The organism is Rhodococcus sp. NPDC003348, assembly GCF_053589375.1.
Window position 1 is genome coordinate 47813 of record NZ_JBSFRT010000023.1, and the last position, 19717, is coordinate 67529.

The following is a 19717-nucleotide window of genomic DNA, read 5'->3' on the forward strand; positions in this document are numbered from 1 at the left end:
TATCCCCCGCAGGGCGCCCCGCGGCCACAGCCGCAGCGGCCCGCCGCGCCCCGTTCCGGGCAGTCGAACCCCGCACAACCCAATGCGGCGGCGCAGGCCCGTCCCCTCGCCCAGCCCCGTCCGTCCACGCCGTCGCGCCCCACCCAGGCGGGTAGCGGCGGTGGCCGTCCCCCGGCGGGCCCGCCGCCGACCGGCCGCTCCGGCGGATCCGGTGGCACCGGCGGGCAGCCACCCCAACCCCCGAAGAAGATGAAGTCGAAACGCTGGAAGATCGTCCGCCGCACCCTCTACAGCCTCGTCGCGCTCGGCATGGTCGTGCCGCTGCTCGCGTTCATGGTCGCCTACGTCACCCAGGACGTCCCGCGCCCCGGTGACATGAAGACCAACCAGGTCGCCACGATCTACGCCAGCGACGGCAACACGGTGCTGAGCACGATCGTGCCGCCCGAGGGCAACCGGACCGACGTCTCCATCGACCAGATCCCCAAGCACGTGCGCGACGCCGTGCTCGCGGCGGAGGATCGCGACTTCTACTCCAACCCCGGCTTCTCGATCAGCGGCTTCGCCCGCGCCGCACGCGACAACGTGCTCGGTAAGGACAGCGCCGGCGGCGGTTCGACGATCACGCAGCAGTACGTCAAGAACGCGATGGTCGGATCCGAGCGGTCGATCACCCGCAAGATGCGGGAGCTGGTGATCTCCGCGAAGATGGCGCAGCAGTGGTCGAAGGACGACATCCTCGCCGCCTACCTGAACACCATCCCGTTCGGGCGCGGCGTGTTCGGCATCGCGGCCGCCTCGCAGGCGTACTTCGACAAGCCCATCGAGGAGCTCACGGTGGAGGAGGGCGCGGTCCTGGCCGCGACCATCCAGCAGCCGTACGGCCTGGACCCGTCCACCAACCCGACCGGCGCCGAAACCCGCTGGGGCTACGTCCTCGACGGCATGGTCGGAGCCAAGACGCTCGACTCCGGGCAGCGCTCGGGGATGGTGTACCCGCACGTGGTCCCGCTGTCCGAGGTGGACACCGGCGCCGTCGGCAGCGGCCCGGCCGGCCTGATCCGCAACCAGGTGGTCAAGGAACTCGAGGCCAACGGCATCAACGAGCAGGTCCTCAACACCGAGGGCCTGCAGATCACCACCACCATCGACGACCAGGCGCAGCAGGCCGCGGTGGACGCGGTCACCACCAACATGGAGGGTGAGAACGAGGAACTGCGGACCGCGGTCGTCTCGATCGACCCGAAGACCGGTGGCGTCAAGGCCTACTACGGCGGCGCCGAGGGGTCGGGCTACGACTTCGCGCAGGCCGGACTGCAGACCGGCTCGTCGTTCAAGGTGTTCGGTCTGGCGTCGGCGCTGAACGAGGGCATCCCGCTGTCGAAGATGTACGACAGCAGCTCGCTGACCCTGGGCGGGGTCACCATCACCAACGTCGAGGGCGAGTCCTGCGGCACCTGCACCATCGCCGAGGCGCTCAAGCGGTCGCTGAACACCAGCTTCTACCGGCAGATGCTCTCGATCGAGAACGGCCCGGAGAAGATCGCCGAGATCGCGCACAAGGCGGGCATCCCGGAGGACATCCCGGGTGTCGCGGGCACCAGCCTGCAGGAGTCGAACGGCAAGTCCGAGAACGGCATCGTGCTCGGCCAGTACCAGTCCCGCGTCATCGACATGGCGTCGTCGTACGCGACGCTCGCCGCGTCCGGTGTGTACCGCACGCCGCACTTCGTCCAGAAGGTCGTCACCGCGGACGGCACGGTGCTGCTCGACCGGGGCGGCGCCTCCGTCGGTGAGGCCCGGCTCAAGCCGGCCGTCGCGGACAACGTGACCGCCGCGATGCAGCCGATCGCCGCCTACTCGCGGGGCCACGGCCTCGCCGGCGGTCGCCCGTCGGCGGCGAAGACCGGCACCGCGCAGCTCGGGGACACCGGGCAGAACAAGGACGCCTGGATGGTCGGCTACACGCCCTCGCTGGCGACCGCGGTCTGGGTCGGCACCGAACAGGGCCTGCCGCTGCAGAACTCGTGGGGCGGCCTGATGTACGGCTCGGGTCTGCCGTCGGACATCTGGAAGGCGACGATGGACGGTGCGCTCGAGGGCACCGACGTCGAGTCGTTCCCGACGCCGGACGCGATCGGCGGGCAGGCCGGTGTGCCCGCGTACACCGCGCCGTACACCCCGCCGAAGACCACCGCCGCTCCCCCGTCGAGCACGTCCGTTCCGCAGCTCACGCTGCCGCCCATGGAGGTCACGCAGACGCCGGTGGAGATCCTGCCGGGCGTCACCATCCCGATCCCCGGCCTCAAGCCGGCGCCCACCACCCAGGCACCCGCGGCGACGACCGCCGGTCCGCTGCCCGGGCAGCCGACCACCGGGGAGGACGAGGTCGCGCAACCGGGCGCGCGGCAGGCCGTGCCGCGGGGACAGGGCGGCTAGCCGGTCGGTAACGTCGCGTCGGTGGTGGAGGACTCAGGGGACAGCACAGCGGAGGGTGCGGCGGACCGGGCGTTGGGATCGCCGGCCGTGCTCGCGGACGACCGGCGGTCCGCGGACCGGGACCTGCCCGGCCGCACCGACCCGCTGACCGCGCAGGCGTCGTCGGTGCTCGGCGGGCCGGTGGGCCGCCGAGCCCTGATCGGGCGGCAGCGGTTCTGGACCCCGCTGCGGGTGATCCTGCTGCTGGCGGTGATCTTTCTCGGCCTCGGCTGGTCGACGAAGGCGGCGTGCATCCAGCAGGCCCCGAACGGGCCGGACGGCGCGCTCGGACTGGACTGGAGCGGCAGCCGTCAGTACACCGCGCTGTGCTACTCGGACACCGTGCCGTTGTACGGGGCCGAACGCCTCGACGAGGGTGCGTTCCCGTACAAGAAGTCGTGGGAGGAACCGGCTCCCGACGGGTCGGTGCAGACCCGGTACATGGAGTACCCGGTGCTGGCCGGGTTGTACCAGTACGCGTCGATGACGGTCGCGAAGGCGTGGCACGCGACGCCGTGGCTGCCGGGCGCGCTGCAGGTCGTGCTCTACTTCAACGTCGTCGCGTTCGGCCTGGCGCTGGCCTGGCTGGTGACGGTGTGGTCGACGGTGCTGCTGGCAGGCCGCCGGGTCTGGGACGCGGCGCTGGTCGCGGTCTCGCCGCTGGTGGTGGTGCACGCGTTCACCAATTTCGATCCGCTGGCAACGGCGTTCGCGGGTACCGGACTGCTCGCCTGGGCGCGGCGGCGGCCGGTCCTGGCCGGGGTGCTGCTCGGGCTGGGCGGGGCCACGAAGCTGTACCCGCTGATGCTGCTCGGTCCCCTGCTGGTGCTGTGCCTGCGCGCCGGTCGGCTCCGCGACTGGTGGCGCGCGACGGCCGCGGCCGCGGCGGCGTGGCTGCTTGTGAATCTGCCGATCGCCCTGGCCTTCCCGAACGGGTGGCGCGAGTTCTTCCGGCTCAACTCCGAGCGCGGCGCCGACCCGGATTCGTTGTACAACGTGGTCTCCTCGTTCACCGGGTGGGCGGGATTCGACGGCGTGCTTGCCCGCGGTGAGAGCCCGACGATCCTGAACACGGTGTCGCTGTTGCTGTTCGTGGCGGTGTGCGTCGGTGTCGGGTGGATCGCGTTGACGGCGCCGCGCAGGCCGCGGGTCGCGCAACTGTGCTTCCTGGTCGTCGCCGGGTTCCTGCTGACCAACAAGGTGTGGAGCCCGCAGTACTCGCTGTGGCTGGTGCCGCTGGCGGTGCTGGCGCTGCCGCACCGCCGGATCCTGTTGGCGTGGATGACGATCGACGCCCTGGTGTGGGTGCCGAGGATGTACTACTACCTCGGCGTCGGCAACAAGGGGCTGCCCGAGCAGTGGTTCACCGCCACCGTCGTGGTCCGGGACCTGGCGGTGCTCGCCCTGTGCGCCATGATCGTTCGGCAGATCTACCGGCCCGCGGAGGATCTGGTGCGCGGTGCCGGGGTGGACGACCCGGTCGGCGGCGTCCTCGACGGCGCACCCGACGCGCCGCCGCACTGGTTGCCGCGGTGGCTGCGTCCGAGGACCACGTCGATCGCCTGGTCGGTCGCGGGCCCGCAGGCCGTCGCGCGCTGACCCGACCTCTCCTGCCTTCGCGGCGATCCGTCCGGGCCGCGCGTTCGAGGCGCGACACGGATGTTCAATCCACGCGGCTTCGCCACGTCGTTGTTAGTGTTTAACGCTCAATCACTGCTACAAAGGAAAGGAGGTGTACACGAATGCTTCTCGGAACTCTCGGGCTGGCCGTCAACGGCCTGCTGGAACTGCTGGGCGGTGTGCTGGGCGGTCTGCTCGGCGGCCTCGGCAGCGTCCTCTGACGACATGCGTCGAAACGAGCCCCCGCCGAAACCCCGACCCTCGGCGGGGGCTCGTTCGGGTCAGTCGGTGAGGAACCAGCCTCGCACCGTTGCCTCGTGGTCGAGATACCGCTCGCCGGAGACGTCGACGACGACCTTGTCGATGGTGCCGCCCGTGAACGGGAACGGCGACCGGTAGTCGGGGGTCACGGGCGACGCGCTGTCGCGGCCGGCGCAGATGCCGTCCCCGACGGCACAGAACGGGCCGGGTTGGGTGACGAGGTGGTCGGTGGCGACCCGCTGGTCGTCGAGGTACAGGTTGAGGGTGCCCGAGAATCCCGGCATGGCCGGGTCCGTGTTCTTCCCTTCGGCGACGAATTCGGCTGTGCAGATGTGTCTTCCGGGTTCGATGGGCCGGTCGGCGACCACTTCCTGCAGGTGTGTACCCACCCAGTTGAACGTGTAGTGCAGCCGGTGGTCCTTGACGTAGAGGCTGTGGCCGCCCGCCGTCCCGCCGTGCGCGTACAACACCCCCTCCGCGTCGGGGGCGGCGACATCGACGCCCGCGGCGATCGTGAACGAGCGGCCGACGATCGAGACGCCGGCCGGCTCCGGCACGTCCGCGCTGCCGGGGTAGTAGACGTACTGGTCCCGGGCGACGCCGGCCCGCGGCCGGTCGGCGAGGATCTGTTCGAGGGTGTTGCGGTCGTCGAGCGGGAGGCCGTTGTAGCGGCCCGCGTAGTAGAACCACATCCCCTTGAGTGCTTCGAGCCGATCGGGTTCGTCGGCCGCGAGGTCGGTGGACTGGGACCGGTCCAGATCCAGGCGGTAAAGCTCCCAGCGGTCGTGGTCGAAGTGGCCCCAGCCCGACAGCGGCGGATGCTGGGAACAGGCCAGCCACCCGTCGTGGTAGATCGAACGCTGGCCGAGCATGGTGTAGAACTGCGTCCGTTTCCCGGGCACTTCGGGATCGGTGAGTGACGCCGCGAAGCTCTCGCCCTCGATCGGAATCTGTGTGTGGCCCTTCAATGTTTCCGGCGGATCGATGTCGAGCAGCTCGTACAGGGTGGGAACGACGTCGACGGCGTGCACGTACTGCTGCCGTGGTTGTTCCTGTGCCGGGATCTTCGCCGGCCACGACACCAGGCACATGTCGGCGACGCCGCCCTCGTAACCGGCCCACCGCTTCCAGTACGGGAACGGGGTGTCGAACGCCCACGCCCAACCGGTGTTGTAGTGGTTGTACGACACCGGCCCGCCGAGTTCGTCGATGTGCGGCAACGTCTCCTCGGCGGAGTCGAGCATCCCGTTGAAGAAGCGCCACTCGTTGAAGGACCCGTTGGGCCCGCCCTCCCCGCTGGCGCCGTTGTCGGAGATCACGACCACGATCGTGTTGTCGAGCTGCCCCGACTCCTCGAGATGGTCGATCACCCGGCCGATCTGGTCGTCGGCGTAGGAGATGTACCCGGCGAACACCTCGGCCATGCGGATGAACAGGCGTCGCTCGTCGTCGGTGAGCGAGTCCCACGGGCGGACGGTGTCGAGCATCGGCCACGGCTGTCCGTCGGGTCCCGTGACGTCCGGCTCGCCGTGCGGGTTGATCGGCGAGAGCTCGGTGTCGGCGGGGAGCAGGCCGAGTTCCTTCTGGCGCTGCAGGATTCGAGGTCGGATGGCCTCGTAGCCCTCGTCGAACACGCCCCGGTACCGGTCGGCCCACTCGGCGAACACGTGGTGCGGGGCGTGCCCGGCCTGCGGGGCGAGATACAGCAGGAACGGCTTCTCTGGTTCGATCACCTTGGCGTCGCGGATGAACTGAATCGACCTGTCCGCCAGGTCTTTCGACAGGTGATATCCGTCCTCCGGGGTGCCGGGGGCGTCGATGGGGTGGTTGTCGTACACGAGGTCGGGGTACCAACTGCTCGACTCCCCGCCGAGGTATCCGTAGAAGCGTTCGAACCCGCGGCCGAGCGGCCACCGGCCCTTGAACGCCGACATCCCGGTCTCGTCTCCCGGCGTCAGATGCCATTTGCCGACGCAGTAGGTGTTCCAGCCGTGCTCGGCGAGCACCTCCGACAGCAGGCCGCTCTCGAACGGGATCCGGGTGGAGAATCCCGGGTACCCGGCGCTGAGCTCCGCGACCGTCGCCATCCCGTTGGTGGTCGCGTTGCGGCCCGTCAGCAGCGAGGCCCGCGTCGGGGAGCACAGCGCGGTGGTGTGGAAGTTCGCGTACCGCACCCCTCGTTCGGCGATGCGCCGCATGGTTGGGGTCTCCACCGGCCCGCCGAACACGTCCATCGTGCCGTACCCGACGTCGTCCCAGACGATCATCAGCACGTTCGGTGCACCCTCCGGCGCCCGGGGCGCGAGAAAGGGCTCCCAGTCCGGCTCGGAGTCGCGAATGTCGATGTTGATCTTGCCCCGATAGGCCATGGCGGCGCTCCTCGGTCGGCTGACGCGTGGCCCGACGACCGCGGTACCCCCGCTTGGGGCACACCTCGGCACGCTCGGGCCGTGGACGTCCGAGTCGCGTACACCGTCGAAGTGGGGCACCGCGAATCCGAGCCTATCGCCGCCCCCGGGGCCACGACAGTGTGAACCTCACGTCGAGGGTGTCGAATGACCGCCGCCGCCTGTGGGATTCGGTCATCCGGTGCGTGCGGTGGTCGTGGGGGTCGGCTCGGCGTGGGGAACGGGCTCGGCCGCGGGGGTACGGGGCCGGGCCCGCAGGAAGAGGACGTAGAACACGACCAGCAGCGCGGCGCGACCCCAGACACCGATCTCGACGAACACCTCCTCGGTGGAGGCGTCCGCGCCGGCGCCGAGCGCGGCGAAGTACCGGAACACGCCGACACCCATCGCCAGGTCGGCGAGCAGGTAGGCGCCGACCAGCGTCCACGGCACCCGTAGCAGCACCAGGAACGGGATCAGCCACAACGTGTACTGCGGCGAATGCACCTTGTGCAGCAACATGAATCCGCACAGCATCGCGGCGCTGACCGCCACCCACGGGTAGGTGCCCTCCCGCTGGTGGCGCCGCCACCCCAGCCACACCGCCGCCGCGAACGCGGCGAAGATCAACAGCGGCGACGCCACCGACACGAAGTGGGCGTAGTCGCTGTCCGGGCCCTCCCCCGAGGTGAACAGGTGCCGAACTCCCCAGTACCACACCGAATTCGTGGTGATGTCCGCCTGGCGGTCCGACTGGAACGCGAACGATGCGAGCCACCCCTGCCAGCCCAGCGCGGCGAACGGCAGGTTGATCGCGACCGTCGTCGCGACCGCGGCGCCGGCGACGGCGAGCGCTCCCTTCGGGTCGTACCGGCCGGGCACCGTCGCCGGCAGTTCCCGTCCGCCGATGCCGCCGGTGAACACGTACGCCATCAGCGGCAGCACGAACGCGCCCGGATAGATCTTCAGGCAGAACCCGACCGCCAGCAGCACCGCCGCCAGGGCGCCCCGGGTCCGCAGCGGCACCCGGTCGAATACGGCGACCACGAACACCGCGGCGGTGGCCGCGGCGACCACGGGCAGTTCCCAGTTGTGGAAGGCGTACAGCACCAGCGGCGGTCCCGCCGACCACAGCAGCGCCGACCACCCGGCCAGCCTGCCCAGCATCCACGCGGTCGCGAGCCCGAACGGCGTCAGGATCAGCGCCGAATGCAGCAGGAACTCGGCGTCGGTGTGCGAGCCTACGCCGCCGAGCCACATCAGCAGCCCGCTGAGCACCGGATACTCCACCGTGCCGCCGGTGAGGACCCCCGTGTCGGTGATGCCGCCGGTCAGGTAGGGGAAGACGTGGTTGTCGATGTCGCGGCCGATCCACAGGAACTGGATGTCCGAGTAGCAGACGGACGAGTCCTTGATCCGGTCGAAGACCAGGCTGCGGCCGAGGGCGTCGAACGGGGCGCCGGCGCAGCGGGCCTTGTTCAGGTAGGCCAGGGCCAGCGTCAGGCCGCACACCAGGGTCACGGCGACGGTCGTGGTGGTGCTGGCCCGGGCCGGTGTCCGCATGCGCCCCACCCTAGGTGCCCGGGCGCCGGGACTCGGTTCCGCCGCGGCGAGGGGTGCGATTTCGCAGGTCAGGGGCACCTCGTGTACCCTGCAAAGGTTGCTGACGCAACGACCCTCCTGTCACGGAACGTCCGTGACCGTTTCACAGTCCATAGGAGGTGATGAGGTCTTATGCGTCATTACGAACTGATGGTCATTCTCGACCCCAGCCTGGACGAGCGCACTGTCGCCCCGTCGCTGGATACGTTCCTCAATGTTGTCCGCAAGGACGGCGGCTCCGTCGACAACGTCGACATCTGGGGCAAGCGTCGCCTCGCCTACGAGATCGCCAAGCACAGCGAAGGCATCTACGCGGTGATCGATCTGAAGGCGACCCCGGACACGGTCAACGAGCTGGATCGCCAGCTCGGCCTGAACGAGTCGGTGCTGCGCACCAAGGTTCTGCGCCACAACAAGTGATCCTGTCCGCGCCGGGCCCGACGGCTGTCGTATCGACGCCCTAGGCTCGGGGCATCTGGATTCCACACACTGCAGGAGGAACCACATGGCAGGCGACACCGTGATCACCGTCGTCGGGAACCTGACGGCCGATCCCGAGCTCCGCTTCACCCCCGCGGGTGCCGCGGTCGCGAACTTCACCGTCGCGTCCACGCCCCGCACGTTCGACCGCCAGAGCAACGAGTGGAAGGACGGCGAAGCGCTGTTCCTCCGCTGCAACATCTGGCGTGAGGCAGCGGAGAACGTCGCGGAGTCGCTGACTCGCGGTTCGCGGGTGATCGTCCAGGGCCGGCTCAAGCAGCGGTCCTACGAGACCCGTGAGGGCGAGAAGCGCACTGTCGTGGAGCTCGAGGTCGACGAGATCGGCCCCTCGCTCCGGTACGCCACGGCCAAGGTCAACAAGGCCAACCGCGGTGGCGGTGGCGGCGGTGGCGGCTTCGGTTCCTCGGGCGGCGCGGGCGGTGGACGCCCCGCGGCCGGGCCGACCGACGACCCGTGGGGCAGCGCCCCGCAGGCGTCCGGTTCCTTCGGTGGCGGTGGAAACGACGAACCGCCGTTCTGACCCTCCGGGGTCGGACGCGATGAACATTGAGAAGTACGGAGAAGGACAATGCCGAAGCCGCCGTTGCGCGACAAGGTGATGAAGAAGAAGGTCTGCACCTTCTGCAAGGAAAAGAACGTGCAGATCGACTACAAGGACACGACGCTGCTGCGTAAGTACGTCAGCGACCGCGGCAAGATCCGCGCGCGCCGTGTCACCGGCAACTGCGTCCAGCACCAGCGGGACGTCGCGGTTGCCGTGAAGAACTCGCGTGAGGTGGCCCTGCTTCCTTACGTCTCTACGGCTCGCTAAGGAAAGGGAGGGAAGACATGAAGCTGATCCTCACTGCTGACGTGGACAACCTCGGTGCGCCCGGCGACACCGTGGAGGTCAAGGACGGCTACGGCCGCAACTACCTGCTGCCCCGCGGCCTGGCGATCGTCGCCACCCGTGGCGCCGAGAAGCAGGTCGAGGGCATCCGTCGTGCCCAGGAGGCCCGCGCGGTGCGCGGCCTGGACCACGCCAAGGAGCTCAAGGCCGCCATCGAGGGCATCGAGGGCATCTCGCTGTCCGTCAAGACGGCCGGCGACTCGGGCAAGCTGTTCGGTTCGGTTACGGCCGCCGACGTTGCCGGCGCCATCAAGGCCGCGGGTGGCCCCGTGGTCGACAAGCGGATCGTCGAGCTGCCGAAGGCCCACATCAAGGCCGTCGGCAAGCACCTGGTGCTGATCAACCTGCACCCGGACGTGACCGCCAAGTTCCACCTGAACGTGGTTGCCGGCTAGTCCGTCACCCGTTCGACAGCAGGGCCCCGCAGACCCCGGTCTGCGGGGCCCTGCTGTTTGTGTTTCAGGCTCGGTTTCACGCGAAACCGGCAGGTGTACGGGGTTGTGACCGACACCTAAACGAGCGTCCGACAGGTGTTATCTGTCACTGTGTGCCATTTCACGTTGCGAAAGGGGGTGAAATGCGCAACACGCCCGACCTCCGATCGGCGACGACACGCCGGACGAGTCTTCCTCCACAGCTGTGTGAACAGAAAAATGTCGTCTGACCTGCAGTCTTGGGATGTGTGATCTTCGTTATCCTCATGTTGTCCCCAGGTGGTGAACAACCCGTTGCTGGCGATTCCACAATTCATCCACAGCTGTGTGCACAAGCCGTGTTGATCCGGGCGGCCGCTGTGCATAACGTCGTCGCGGGCGTGTCCGCGAGGCGGTCCGGGACGGGTCTTCCGGCCCGACCGGAGAACCGTGTCGGTGTGGGCGCGTATCTATTTCGTATGGTGCCGGTTGCACGGTCTTCTGCAGCGGGCTCGTACTTGCGGGAGAGGACGGTTATCGCGTGGCGGTTGTCGACGATCGTGGGCACTCGGACTACCCGGAGCCGGACGAGCCGCCCCGGGAGGACTTCGGGCGTCAGCCCCCGCAGGACATGACCGCGGAGCAGTCCGTGCTCGGCGGCATGCTGCTGAGCAAGGACGCGATCGCGGACGTGCTCGAGAAGCTGCGCCCCGGCGACTTCTACCGGCCTGCCCATCAGAGCGTGTACGACGCGATCCTGGACCTCTACTCGCGCGGTGAGCCCGCCGACCCGGTCACCGTCGCCGCCGAACTCGAGCGCAAGGGCGAGCTGCGCCGCATCGGCGGTGCGCCCTACCTCGTGACGCTCACCCAGGCGGTGCCCACAGCGGCGAACGCCGGGTACTACGCCGAGATCGTCGCGGAGAAGTCGATCCTGCGACGGCTGGTCGAGGCGGGCACCCGCATCGTCCAGTACGGGTACGCCGGCGCCGACGGTCAGGATGCCTCGGAGGTCGTCGACCGCGCCCAGGCCGAGCTGTACGACGTCACCGAGCGCCGCACCGCCGAGGACTTCGTGATCCTCGAGGAACTGCTGCAGCCGACGATGGACGAGATCGACTCCATCGCCAGCCGCGGCGGTATCTCGCTCGGTGTTCCCACCGGCTTCAGCGAGCTCGACGAGATCACCAACGGCCTGCACCCGGGACAGATGATCATCGTCGCGGCCCGACCCGGCGTCGGCAAGGCGCTCGCCCTCGACACTCCCCTGCCCACCCCGACCGGCTGGACCACGATGGGCGAGGTCGCCGTCGGCGACCGGCTCGTCGACGCGCACGGCAGGCCCACCACCGTCGTCGCCGCGACCGAGGTGATGACCGGGCGGCCCTGCTACGAGGTCGAGTTCTCCGACGGCACCGTCCTCGTCGCCGACGAGCAGCACCAGTGGCTGACGGAGGTCGACGGAACCGCCGCCGTGCGGATCACCGGCGACATCGCCGCCACCGCCGACGCGGGGCACGTGGTGGCCAACACGCGGGCGTTGCAGCTGCCGCACGAGGAGCTGCCGGTGCCGCCGTACTCGCTCGGCGCCTGGCTCGGCGACGGGACCGTGGCCGCGTCGGCGGTCGATCCCGAGGTGGTCATGCGGATCGAGGCCGAGGACGACGCGGACCTCACCGCGATCGGCGACGGCGGCGAGCACCGGATCCCGCCGCGCTACCAGCGCGCGTCCGAGCCACAGCGGCGCACGCTGCTGGCCGGAGTGCTGGACACCGTCGCGGACGTCGAAGCGGACGGCACCGTGCGGGTGTCCGCGCCGAACGCCGACTTCGCCACCGACCTCGCCGAGCTGCTCGCGGGCCTGGGCTACGAGTCCCGGGTCGCCGGCGCGACGGTGACCTTCGCAACCGAGGACGACGTGTTCGGTGGGCCGCGTAAGGCGCTGCTACACAAGAAACTTCGTGGACATCACGCGGAGCGGTGCGGTGTCCGCCGGATCGTCGCCGTCCGCCGCGTCGACAGTGTCCCGGTGCGGTGCGTCGAGGTCGACAACGCCGAGCACCTGTACCTCGCCGGCCACTCGATGGTGCCGACGCACAACTCCACCATCGGCATGGATTTCATGCGCTCGTGCTCGGTCAAGCACGGCATGGCCAGCGTCCTGTTCTCACTGGAGATGAGCAAGACCGAGATCGTCATGCGTCTGCTGTCCGCGGAGGCGAAGATCAAGCTGTCGGACATGCGGTCCGGCAAGATGACCGACGACGACTGGACGCGACTGGCGCGGCGCATGAGCGAGATCAGCGAGGCCCCGCTCTACATCGACGACTCCCCCAACCTGACGATGATGGAGATCCGCGCAAAAGCACGGCGGCTCAAGCAGAAACACGACATCAAACTCGTCGTCCTCGACTACCTGCAGCTGATGACGTCCGGCAAGAAGGTCGAGTCCCGGCAGCAGGAGGTCTCCGAATTCTCGCGTAGCCTCAAGCTTCTCGCGAAGGAACTCGAGGTTCCGGTGGTCGCGATCTGTCAGCTCAACCGTGGCCCCGAGCAGCGTACCGACAAGCGCCCCCAGGTCTCCGACCTCCGTGAGTCCGGCTCCCTCGAGCAGGACGCCGACATGGTCATGCTGCTGCACCGCCCCGACGCCTTCGAACGCGACGACCCCCGCGGCGGCGAGGCCGACATCATCCTCGGCAAGCACCGAGGCGGTCCGACGGCCACGATTACCGTTGCGCACCAACTGCATTACTCACGCTTCGTCGACATGGCGCGGGGGTAGGGTAGGAACAGTAGTGGTAGGAGGAGTGTAGGTTCCGCATCTAGATGGCCATTTCCGGACCTATATGTCTCGCACTTGTCATAAATCCCACCTATATGTCCTAAACGGTCCCATTTGATAAGCCGACTTCGTGGGCGGATTCGAGAAGGAACGGGCTGTGGCACGAAGTGCCACAGGGGACGGGAAATTTCCCGGTGTGGCCGCGCGTGTGCAGTGGCTGCGGGCGTTGGGCGGAAGCAGCCTAGATCTACTGTCATCGCTCCCTGAATCGACCCGCTCGTGCAGGACGTCTCCATACATGGCTTGAATGACGTTCCAAACACGCGGGTGCTGCCCGGTTGATGTCGCGGAATATTGCGCGAGCTGTTCGGGGTTCTCGCCGACCACCCTAGGTGAACGCCCAACCCTGCATCGCTTGGGAGTCCATAGACACCCCCCGCAGAGCCAGCAGAACCCGAGCAACCTGGTCTTCATGCGCGCCGAATCGTGTTGTTGAGGATTACCGTGAGGGTCAAGCCGTCCAGTAGTTTTGCCGGCGGAGACTGAAGCGCCGCCGTTGACGAGGTGATATTGACTATCGCCAGGCGTTGGGTTTCCGATGAAAGGCGTATGAGCGCTACCTCGTCGACCAACGCACCCATGGTCAGATCGCCACCGAAGCCGGAGTCAGCAAATCCACAATCGAAAGGCTCACCGCCGCATACGGAATCCCCAACAGAAGCCGCGGCGGAGACAGTGACGCCGAAACCATCCGGACCAGACAGGAAGCTCCCCGTCACGATCCGCCACTGCGAAATGTGCTCACCGGCCGAGGAGCGTGGTCACGACTCGAACGCTTCGACATCATCGCTCGGTGTGAGTCGATCCAAGCTGCAGCCGACAACATGGCCGTGCATGCGTCGGTGCTGTGTGTCCAACTTGCCAGGCTTGAAGATGAAGCAGGAATGGAACTTTGGGACCGGGTGTGGAGGACACCGACTGTCGGTGGTGAACAGCTGTTGCGCCAGTTTCGCGCTGCGAAGCCGACGAGAGTCAATTGACGTTACGAAGGTGCGATTACACCGGTGACGCGGACGGGATCAGCTGTTGAACCCGTGCGAAGAGTACTCGCGGGCTACGCGCTCGACCGCGCACCGAGCGCTGGCCGAATTGTCCTTCCTCAACACTTGTGCAGGTGCGTGGTCGCGCAACGCGGGGTTTCGGCCTACGGACCACCGTCCGCCCAACGCTGGACGGTAGGCGTATCAGTGATGTCTGCCAGGTACGCCAAAGCTTCGAACCGACAAGCTTCCGCAACTCGGTCACGATGGTCTGTCGACTCCCCTGGGTCTTGCGGGTAAGGGATCGTCGCGATGATCGCACTCTGCGAATGTTCGGCGGACGTATGGTCGCGGCAGCCGAGTTGACGCACAACAGCTTCGATATATAGTACAACAATTATGCTCAAACTGATCGTGCTGACCATCGACCGATGAAGGAGAGACCATGAGGGACGCTGTCGTAATTTCGCTGGCACGGACGCCCATTGGAAAGCGAGCGGGAGGGCTGGCTGCGCTGCACGCGGTCGATGCCTCGGCTCAAGTGCTGAAGGCGCTCGTCGAGCGGGCAGGAATCGATCCGGTTCTCGTAGACGACGTGCATTGGGGCAACGTGATCAGCGTGGGCCAGCAGTCCGGAAACGTCGCACGGATGGCAGTGCTGGCCGCGGGGTGGCCGGAGAGCGTTCCCGGGTTCACGATAGACCGCCAGTGCGGCTCTTCGCAGCAGGCCATCTCCACTGCGGCCGCGACCGTGATCGCAGGCCACGCCGACATGGTGGTCGCTGGCGGTGTCGAGATGATGTCCAGCGTTCCGATGGGTGCGGCGACCGTCGAAGGTGCCGGTGAGATGGGTGGGCCGGCGGTCGATCGCTATGCCGAGGCGCTCACTGCTCCCGGCTTCGGTGGCCGCTTCAATCAGGGTGCCGGTGCCGAGTTGATCGCGCGGGAGTGGGGCCTGTCGCGGGCGCAGCTCGACGAGTACTCGGTGCGTTCGCACGAGCGGGCAGCCGCGGCGCAGGACAGCGGAGCGTTCGACGACGAGATCGTCGCCGTGCGCACCGCGGACGGAGTCGTTGGCGCCGACGAGGGAATCCGGCGCGGCTCGACGGTGGACAAGCTGGCCACTCTGAAGGCGCCCTTCCTTCAGGACGGCGTGATCACGGCGGGTAACGCATCGCAGATTTCCGACGGTGCGGCGGCGCTGCTCATCACCACCTCGGAGAAGGCGGCGCAGCTCGGTGTTCGCCCGTTGGCGCGAATCCACACCGCGGTGGTCACCGGCGACGATCCGGTCAAGATGCTCACCGGCCCCATCCCGGCGACCGCGCTCGCGCTGAAGCGGGCCGGTCTGTCGATCTCCGATATCGACGCGTTCGAGGTCAACGAGGCCTTCGCCTCGGTTCCCCTGGCCTGGCAGGCCGAGACCGGTGCGTCGGACGCGGCCCTGAATCCCCTCGGCGGAGCGATCGCGCTGGGTCATCCGCTGGGTGCTTCGGGCGCCCGTTTGGCGGCGACGCTGATCGGCCACCTGGCCCGAACCGGTGGCCGCTACGGGCTCCAGACGATGTGCGAGGGCGGCGGCACCGCCAACGCGACAGTCTTCGAATCCCTCGCCTGACGTGACCTGACCGGGGCTCGGCCCCGGGACCGCGGGGTCCATCCAGGGGTGGTGGGGCCGGGCGTGGATCCGCTCGGCCCCACCACTTGCATCTGTCGGGGCATGTTTCGCACCTGGGCGGTGCTCCGACTGCATTCGACAACTCTCGTCCCGGAGGGAAGCGCGGACGGGGAAGGGGCAGCATGCAGGCGAATGGCAGTGCAGGGGAGAGTGATCGGATCGCCGCGGTGAGTGGGGACGGCCCCTCCTCCGAGTTCTACGCACCGGAATCACCGACCGGAGTTGCACTGTGCCACGGTTGCCGAAGGCGCAACCGTTGTCGATTCGGAATCGAGAGCGAGGATCTGGGCGCGGACGGTGTGGTGATCAGTCGTGTGGTGTGCCCCTCCGATCAGGAGGGCGGACCGGAGGTGGCGCATGGTGGCTGGACCTCGGCCGTCATGGACGAACTCGCCGGGCACACCTTGACGTTGAATGGGGAGTTCGCCGTGACGGGCACCCTCACCGTTGTCTACCGACGGCCAGTGCCGATCGGCTGGGAACTATTCGGCCGGGCTTGGATCGACCGACGGGAAGGTCGCAAGAACTTCGTCCGGGCAACGCTGGAGCTCGCATCCTCCGGGGCGCTCCTGGCGGAGGCCGATGCCATCATGATCAGCCGTCCGGCAAGCCATTTCGAGAACCATCGGCAGTGGCTGTCCGGGCAGCAAGGTATAGATTAATAGTTTAGCTGATGGTACTCTTTCGTCATGACGACCTTCGTACCGCCGAGCGACTTGTTCAGGGTCGACGGTGACAGTGTGTACCTGATCGCCTCGAGGTCCTCCTTGTCGGAGCACCTGGTCTTTCCGGCGGAGCCGGGGCAAGAGATCGTGGAACTCGGTCCCGAGGGCCGGCTCTACACGTGGACGAGTCAGGAGTTTCCGCCTCCGTCGCCGCCGGCCCTGCCGGACGGCGAGTTTCGCCCCTACGGGGTTGGCTACCTGGAGTTCGACGAGGGACCTCTCGTCGAAGGCAGGTTGACCACGTGTGATCCCGCGGAGTTGACCATCGGAGGGCGGATGCGAGTTGTTGTCGAGCCCTTCGCGGGCGGCGAAACGTTTGCATTCGCTCCGGTGCCGGACCGTGCAGAAGGAGACCAGTGATGGCAGGCGTATCGATCATCGGCGTGGGAATGCATCCCTTCGGACGCTTTCCCGGCAAGTCCGCGCTCGACATGGGCGCCGAGGCGCTGCGCTCGGCGCTGAGTGACGCCGGAGTCACCTGGTCCGATGTGCAGATCGCATTCGCTGGCAGCCTCGAAGTGTCCAATCCGGACTCGATCGTGGGCAAGATGGGGCTGACCGGCATCCCGATCTACGGCGTCTTCAACGGATGCGCGACGGCCAACACGTCACTGTCGATGGCCGCCAAGGCGATTGAGCACGGTGAAGCGGACATCGCCGTCGCCGTGGGCTTCGACAAGCACCCGAAGGGCGCCTTCTCCGCCGATCCGTCCGTGCTCGGGCTTCCGAACTGGTACGCGGAGACCGGACTGTTCCTCACCACACATTTCTTCGGCATGAAGATCAACCGGTACATGAGCGATCATGGCATCACACCCCAGACCCTTGCCCGGGTCGCGGCCAAGGCGATGCGTAACGGTGAGCGAAACGAGCTGGCGTGGCGCAGGAAGCCGATGTCGGAGGAGGCCATTCTGGCGGCGCCCTATCTGAACTACCCCCTGACCCAGTACATGTACTGCGCTCCCGACGAGGGCGCGGCGGCTGTCGTGCTGTGTCGATCCGATCTGGCCCGCAAGTACAACTCCACGCCGATCGAGCTGCGCGCCTCGGTCCTGCGGAGCCGGCGAGAGGGCTCATTCGAGATGCAGAGCCCGTCACTCCCGCTGGCCGGAGCGCCGAGCCCTACGGTCGACGCCTCGCGGGCAGCATTCGAGATCGCCGGGGTTGCGCCGGAGGATGTCGGCGTCGCGCAGCTGCAGGACACCGATGCAGGGTCGGAGATCATGCATTTGGCGGAGAACGGGTTCTGCGCCGATGGAGATCAGGAGAAGCTCATCGCGGACGGGCACACCGAGATCACCGGTGGACTTCCGGTGAACACCGACGGTGGGTTGATTGCGAACGGTGAGCCGATCGGAGCCTCGGGGCTCCGGCAGATCCATGAGGTCGTTCTGCAGATGCGTGGGCAGGCCGGTTCTCGTCAGATCGAGAAGGTCCCATCCGTGGGATACACCCACCTGTACGGCAACCCTGGAACCGGAGCGGTCAGCATTCTGGTGCGCTGACCACGCCTGGTGCGGGCGCGGCCGACGGCGATCGGCTGACGGCACATCAAGACGCGTCGCCACCCCCGCGAGCACGACGCGCGGCGATGGCAACGGAGTAACCAAAGGTCGACGGGGTGCGAGGATTCGCGCACACGTGTCCGTGGCGGTCCGCCGATATCGGGCTCGGATGCGGTGTACCCACGTCGACGAGAGTCGAAGGGGTTTACATGGGATTCACGGTAACCGAGGAACAGCAGGCGCTACGCGAGGTCGTGCGGTCGTTCACGTCGAAGTTCTCGACCGAGACGCAGGTCAGGGAGCTGATGGATGCGGACGCCCCGTTCGATCCGGAGGCGTGGGCAGCGCTTTCCGAGCAGATCGGTGCTCCCGCGCTCGCGGTGCCCGAGGAGTTCGGTGGCGCGGGGTTCGGCTTCGGCGAACTGAGCATCGTCCTGGAAGAAGCCGGTCGGTCGCTGCTAGCCGCGCCGCTACTGTCGTCGGGCGTGCTGGCGACGTACACGCTGCTGCTCGCCGACGACGTATCGCTGGCGGGTGAACTCCTGCCCGGACTCGCGGAGGGAGCCAGGCTCGGCACGCTCGCCGCGAGCGACGACGCCCTGGTGATCGCTTCCACCGGCCGGACCTCTGCACACCAGGGCGCGGACGGATGGCGAATCTCCGGGACCAAGGCCTATGTGCTCGACGCCGTGTGCGCCGATTTCGTGATCGTGGCCGCGCAGACCGAGGCCGGGCCCTCGCTGTTCGTGGTCGATTTGCCTCGGCCGGAGGTCGGGGTCACTCCGTTGACGGTGATGGACCTGACACGGAGCTTCGGAAGGGTGGAGTTCTCCGAGGCCCCGGCGAGATTGCTCGGCGAACCCGGTGCCGCAGCGGCGATCCTCGAAAAGGTGGCCGACATTGCCTCGGTGGCATTGGCCTGCGAGCAGGTGGGCGCCGCTGCCGAGGTACTGGATCGGACGGTCGAGTACCTCAAGGTGCGCACTCAGTTCGGACGCCCGATCGGCTCCTTCCAGGCTCTCAAGCACCGTTGCGCCGACATGCTCGTCGAACTCGAATCGGCCCGGTCAGCGGCAACCTACGCCAGCACTGCGATCCAGGAGGGATCGGACGATCTCCCGCAGGCGGCCGCGATCGCCAAGACCTACTGCTCGGAGGCGTTCTATCACATCGCCGCCGAGAGCATTCAGATGCACGGTGGCATCGGGTTCACCTGGGAGCACCATGCTCATCTCTACTTCAAGCGCGCCAAGGCTTCCGAACTTCTCTTCGGATCTCCGGCACATCATCGTGCACGACTGGAAGAACTCATCGGCCTCGTACCGAACGCGGCCGCGAAAGGGTAAGACACATGCGAACATTCACCTCCGCCGATGACATCGTGGGCGCGGTCGGCGAGGAACTCGGCGTCAGCGACTGGATCGTTGTCACCCAGGACCGCATCAACCAGTTCGCCGAGGCCACAGGCGACAACCAGTGGATCCACGTGGACGTCGAGCGAGCCCACGCGGAAAGCCCCTTCGGTGGTCCGATCGCGCACGGATACCTGACCCTCTCCCTGGTTCCGATGCTCGGCTGGCAGATCTTCGAGATCTCCGGGTCGAAGATGGGCATCAACTACGGGTCGAACAAGGTTCGCTTCGTCAATCCGGTTCTCGTTGGATCGCGCCTGCGTCTTCGCGCGACGCTGTTGTCCGCCGATGCCCTTCCCGACGGTTCGCTCCAGATGATCATCCGTCAGACGATGGAGATCGAGGGCAAGGAAAAGCCGGCATTGATCGCGGAAACGGTCAGCAGGGTCGCGTTCTGAGCGCGCTCACGCCTGAAGAGGGA

General features: G+C 67.5%; 17 protein-coding genes. 14 read left to right on the top strand and 3 right to left on the bottom strand.

Annotation, left to right across the window (positions count from 1 at the left end; genetic code table 11):
- Nucleotides 1-249 precede the first annotated feature (249 nt).
- Together ACWDU4_RS16320 and ACWDU4_RS16325 are read left to right on the top strand one after the other, a co-directional pair.
- Complete coding sequence (locus tag ACWDU4_RS16320) at nucleotides 250-2439, top strand: transglycosylase domain-containing protein (protein ID WP_450114990.1); 2190 nt, start codon at nucleotides 250-252, stop codon at nucleotides 2437-2439.
- Nucleotides 2440-2463: 24 nt separating this feature from the next.
- Entirely contained in the window at nucleotides 2464-4077 is a 1614-nt protein-coding gene (locus tag ACWDU4_RS16325; protein ID WP_450114991.1) for a glycosyltransferase family 87 protein, read from the top strand.
- 302 nt (nucleotides 4078-4379) lie between these two features.
- Here ACWDU4_RS16325 and ACWDU4_RS16330 read toward each other — a convergent pair whose 3' ends face one another.
- Together ACWDU4_RS16330 and ACWDU4_RS16335 are read right to left on the bottom strand one after the other, a co-directional pair.
- The gene (locus tag ACWDU4_RS16330; RefSeq protein ID WP_450114952.1) at nucleotides 4380-6728 is read right to left on the bottom strand and encodes an arylsulfatase; all 2349 of its coding nucleotides are present in this window, start codon (nucleotides 6726-6728) and stop codon (nucleotides 4380-4382) included.
- A 213-nt stretch (nucleotides 6729-6941) separates the two neighbouring features.
- Nucleotides 6942-8309 (bottom strand): glycosyltransferase 87 family protein, encoded by a 1368-nt coding sequence (locus ACWDU4_RS16335; protein WP_450114953.1) that lies wholly within the window; start codon nucleotides 8307-8309, stop codon nucleotides 6942-6944.
- 171 nt (nucleotides 8310-8480) lie between these two features.
- Between ACWDU4_RS16335 and rpsF the strand changes: the two genes are divergently transcribed.
- The 5 genes from rpsF (at nucleotide 8481) to dnaB (ending at nucleotide 12936) form a co-directional block, all read left to right on the top strand.
- A complete protein-coding gene (gene rpsF, locus ACWDU4_RS16340) occupies nucleotides 8481-8768 on the top strand; it encodes a 30S ribosomal protein S6 (RefSeq protein WP_450114954.1) in 288 nt (95 codons plus the stop codon).
- A gap of 85 nt (nucleotides 8769-8853) precedes the next feature.
- A complete protein-coding gene (locus tag ACWDU4_RS16345) occupies nucleotides 8854-9369 on the top strand; it encodes a single-stranded DNA-binding protein (RefSeq protein WP_450114955.1) in 516 nt (171 codons plus the stop codon).
- Nucleotides 9370-9417: 48 nt separating this feature from the next.
- Entirely contained in the window at nucleotides 9418-9660 is a 243-nt protein-coding gene (gene rpsR, locus ACWDU4_RS16350; protein WP_007537290.1) for a 30S ribosomal protein S18, read from the top strand.
- 17 nt (nucleotides 9661-9677) lie between these two features.
- Nucleotides 9678-10133, top strand: a complete 456-nt coding sequence (gene rplI, locus ACWDU4_RS16355; RefSeq protein ID WP_450114956.1) for a 50S ribosomal protein L9 — start codon at nucleotides 9678-9680, stop codon at nucleotides 10131-10133.
- Nucleotides 10134-10692: 559 nt separating this feature from the next.
- Nucleotides 10693-12936, top strand: a complete 2244-nt coding sequence (gene dnaB / locus ACWDU4_RS16360) for a replicative DNA helicase (RefSeq protein ID WP_450114957.1) — start codon at nucleotides 10693-10695, stop codon at nucleotides 12934-12936.
- Between the two features lie 470 nt (nucleotides 12937-13406).
- Here the strand turns inward: dnaB and ACWDU4_RS16365 are convergent, their stop codons facing one another.
- Nucleotides 13407-13715, bottom strand: a complete 309-nt coding sequence (locus tag ACWDU4_RS16365; RefSeq protein WP_450114958.1) for a hypothetical protein — start codon at nucleotides 13713-13715, stop codon at nucleotides 13407-13409.
- Between the two features lie 18 nt (nucleotides 13716-13733).
- On the opposite strand from ACWDU4_RS16365, the gene ACWDU4_RS16370 reads away from it, so the two are divergent.
- From ACWDU4_RS16370 to ACWDU4_RS16400, 7 genes are all read left to right on the top strand, one after another.
- The gene (locus ACWDU4_RS16370; protein ID WP_450114959.1) at nucleotides 13734-13976 is read left to right on the top strand and encodes a helix-turn-helix domain-containing protein; all 243 of its coding nucleotides are present in this window, start codon (nucleotides 13734-13736) and stop codon (nucleotides 13974-13976) included.
- Nucleotides 13977-14421: 445 nt separating this feature from the next.
- On the top strand, nucleotides 14422-15594 hold the full coding sequence (locus tag ACWDU4_RS16375; protein WP_450114960.1) for a thiolase family protein: 1173 nt from the start codon (nucleotides 14422-14424) through the stop codon (nucleotides 15592-15594).
- 182 nt (nucleotides 15595-15776) lie between these two features.
- A complete protein-coding gene (locus ACWDU4_RS16380) occupies nucleotides 15777-16316 on the top strand; it encodes a PaaI family thioesterase (protein ID WP_450114961.1) in 540 nt (179 codons plus the stop codon).
- Between the two features lie 27 nt (nucleotides 16317-16343).
- Nucleotides 16344-16739, top strand: coding sequence for a Zn-ribbon domain-containing OB-fold protein (locus tag ACWDU4_RS16385; RefSeq protein WP_450114962.1), 396 nt, complete (start codon nucleotides 16344-16346; stop codon nucleotides 16737-16739).
- A complete protein-coding gene (locus ACWDU4_RS16390) occupies nucleotides 16739-17884 on the top strand; it encodes a thiolase family protein (RefSeq protein ID WP_450114963.1) in 1146 nt (381 codons plus the stop codon). The genes ACWDU4_RS16385 and ACWDU4_RS16390 overlap by 1 nt, the downstream gene beginning before the upstream one ends.
- Nucleotides 17885-18093: 209 nt before the next feature.
- Nucleotides 18094-19230 carry an acyl-CoA dehydrogenase family protein gene (locus ACWDU4_RS16395; protein WP_450114964.1) on the top strand — a complete coding sequence of 379 codons (1137 nt, stop codon included), beginning with the start codon at nucleotides 18094-18096 and terminating at the stop codon, nucleotides 19228-19230.
- A 5-nt stretch (nucleotides 19231-19235) separates the two neighbouring features.
- Nucleotides 19236-19694, top strand: coding sequence for a MaoC family dehydratase (locus tag ACWDU4_RS16400; protein WP_450114965.1), 459 nt, complete (start codon nucleotides 19236-19238; stop codon nucleotides 19692-19694).
- The last annotated feature ends 23 nt before the right edge of the window (nucleotides 19695-19717 follow it).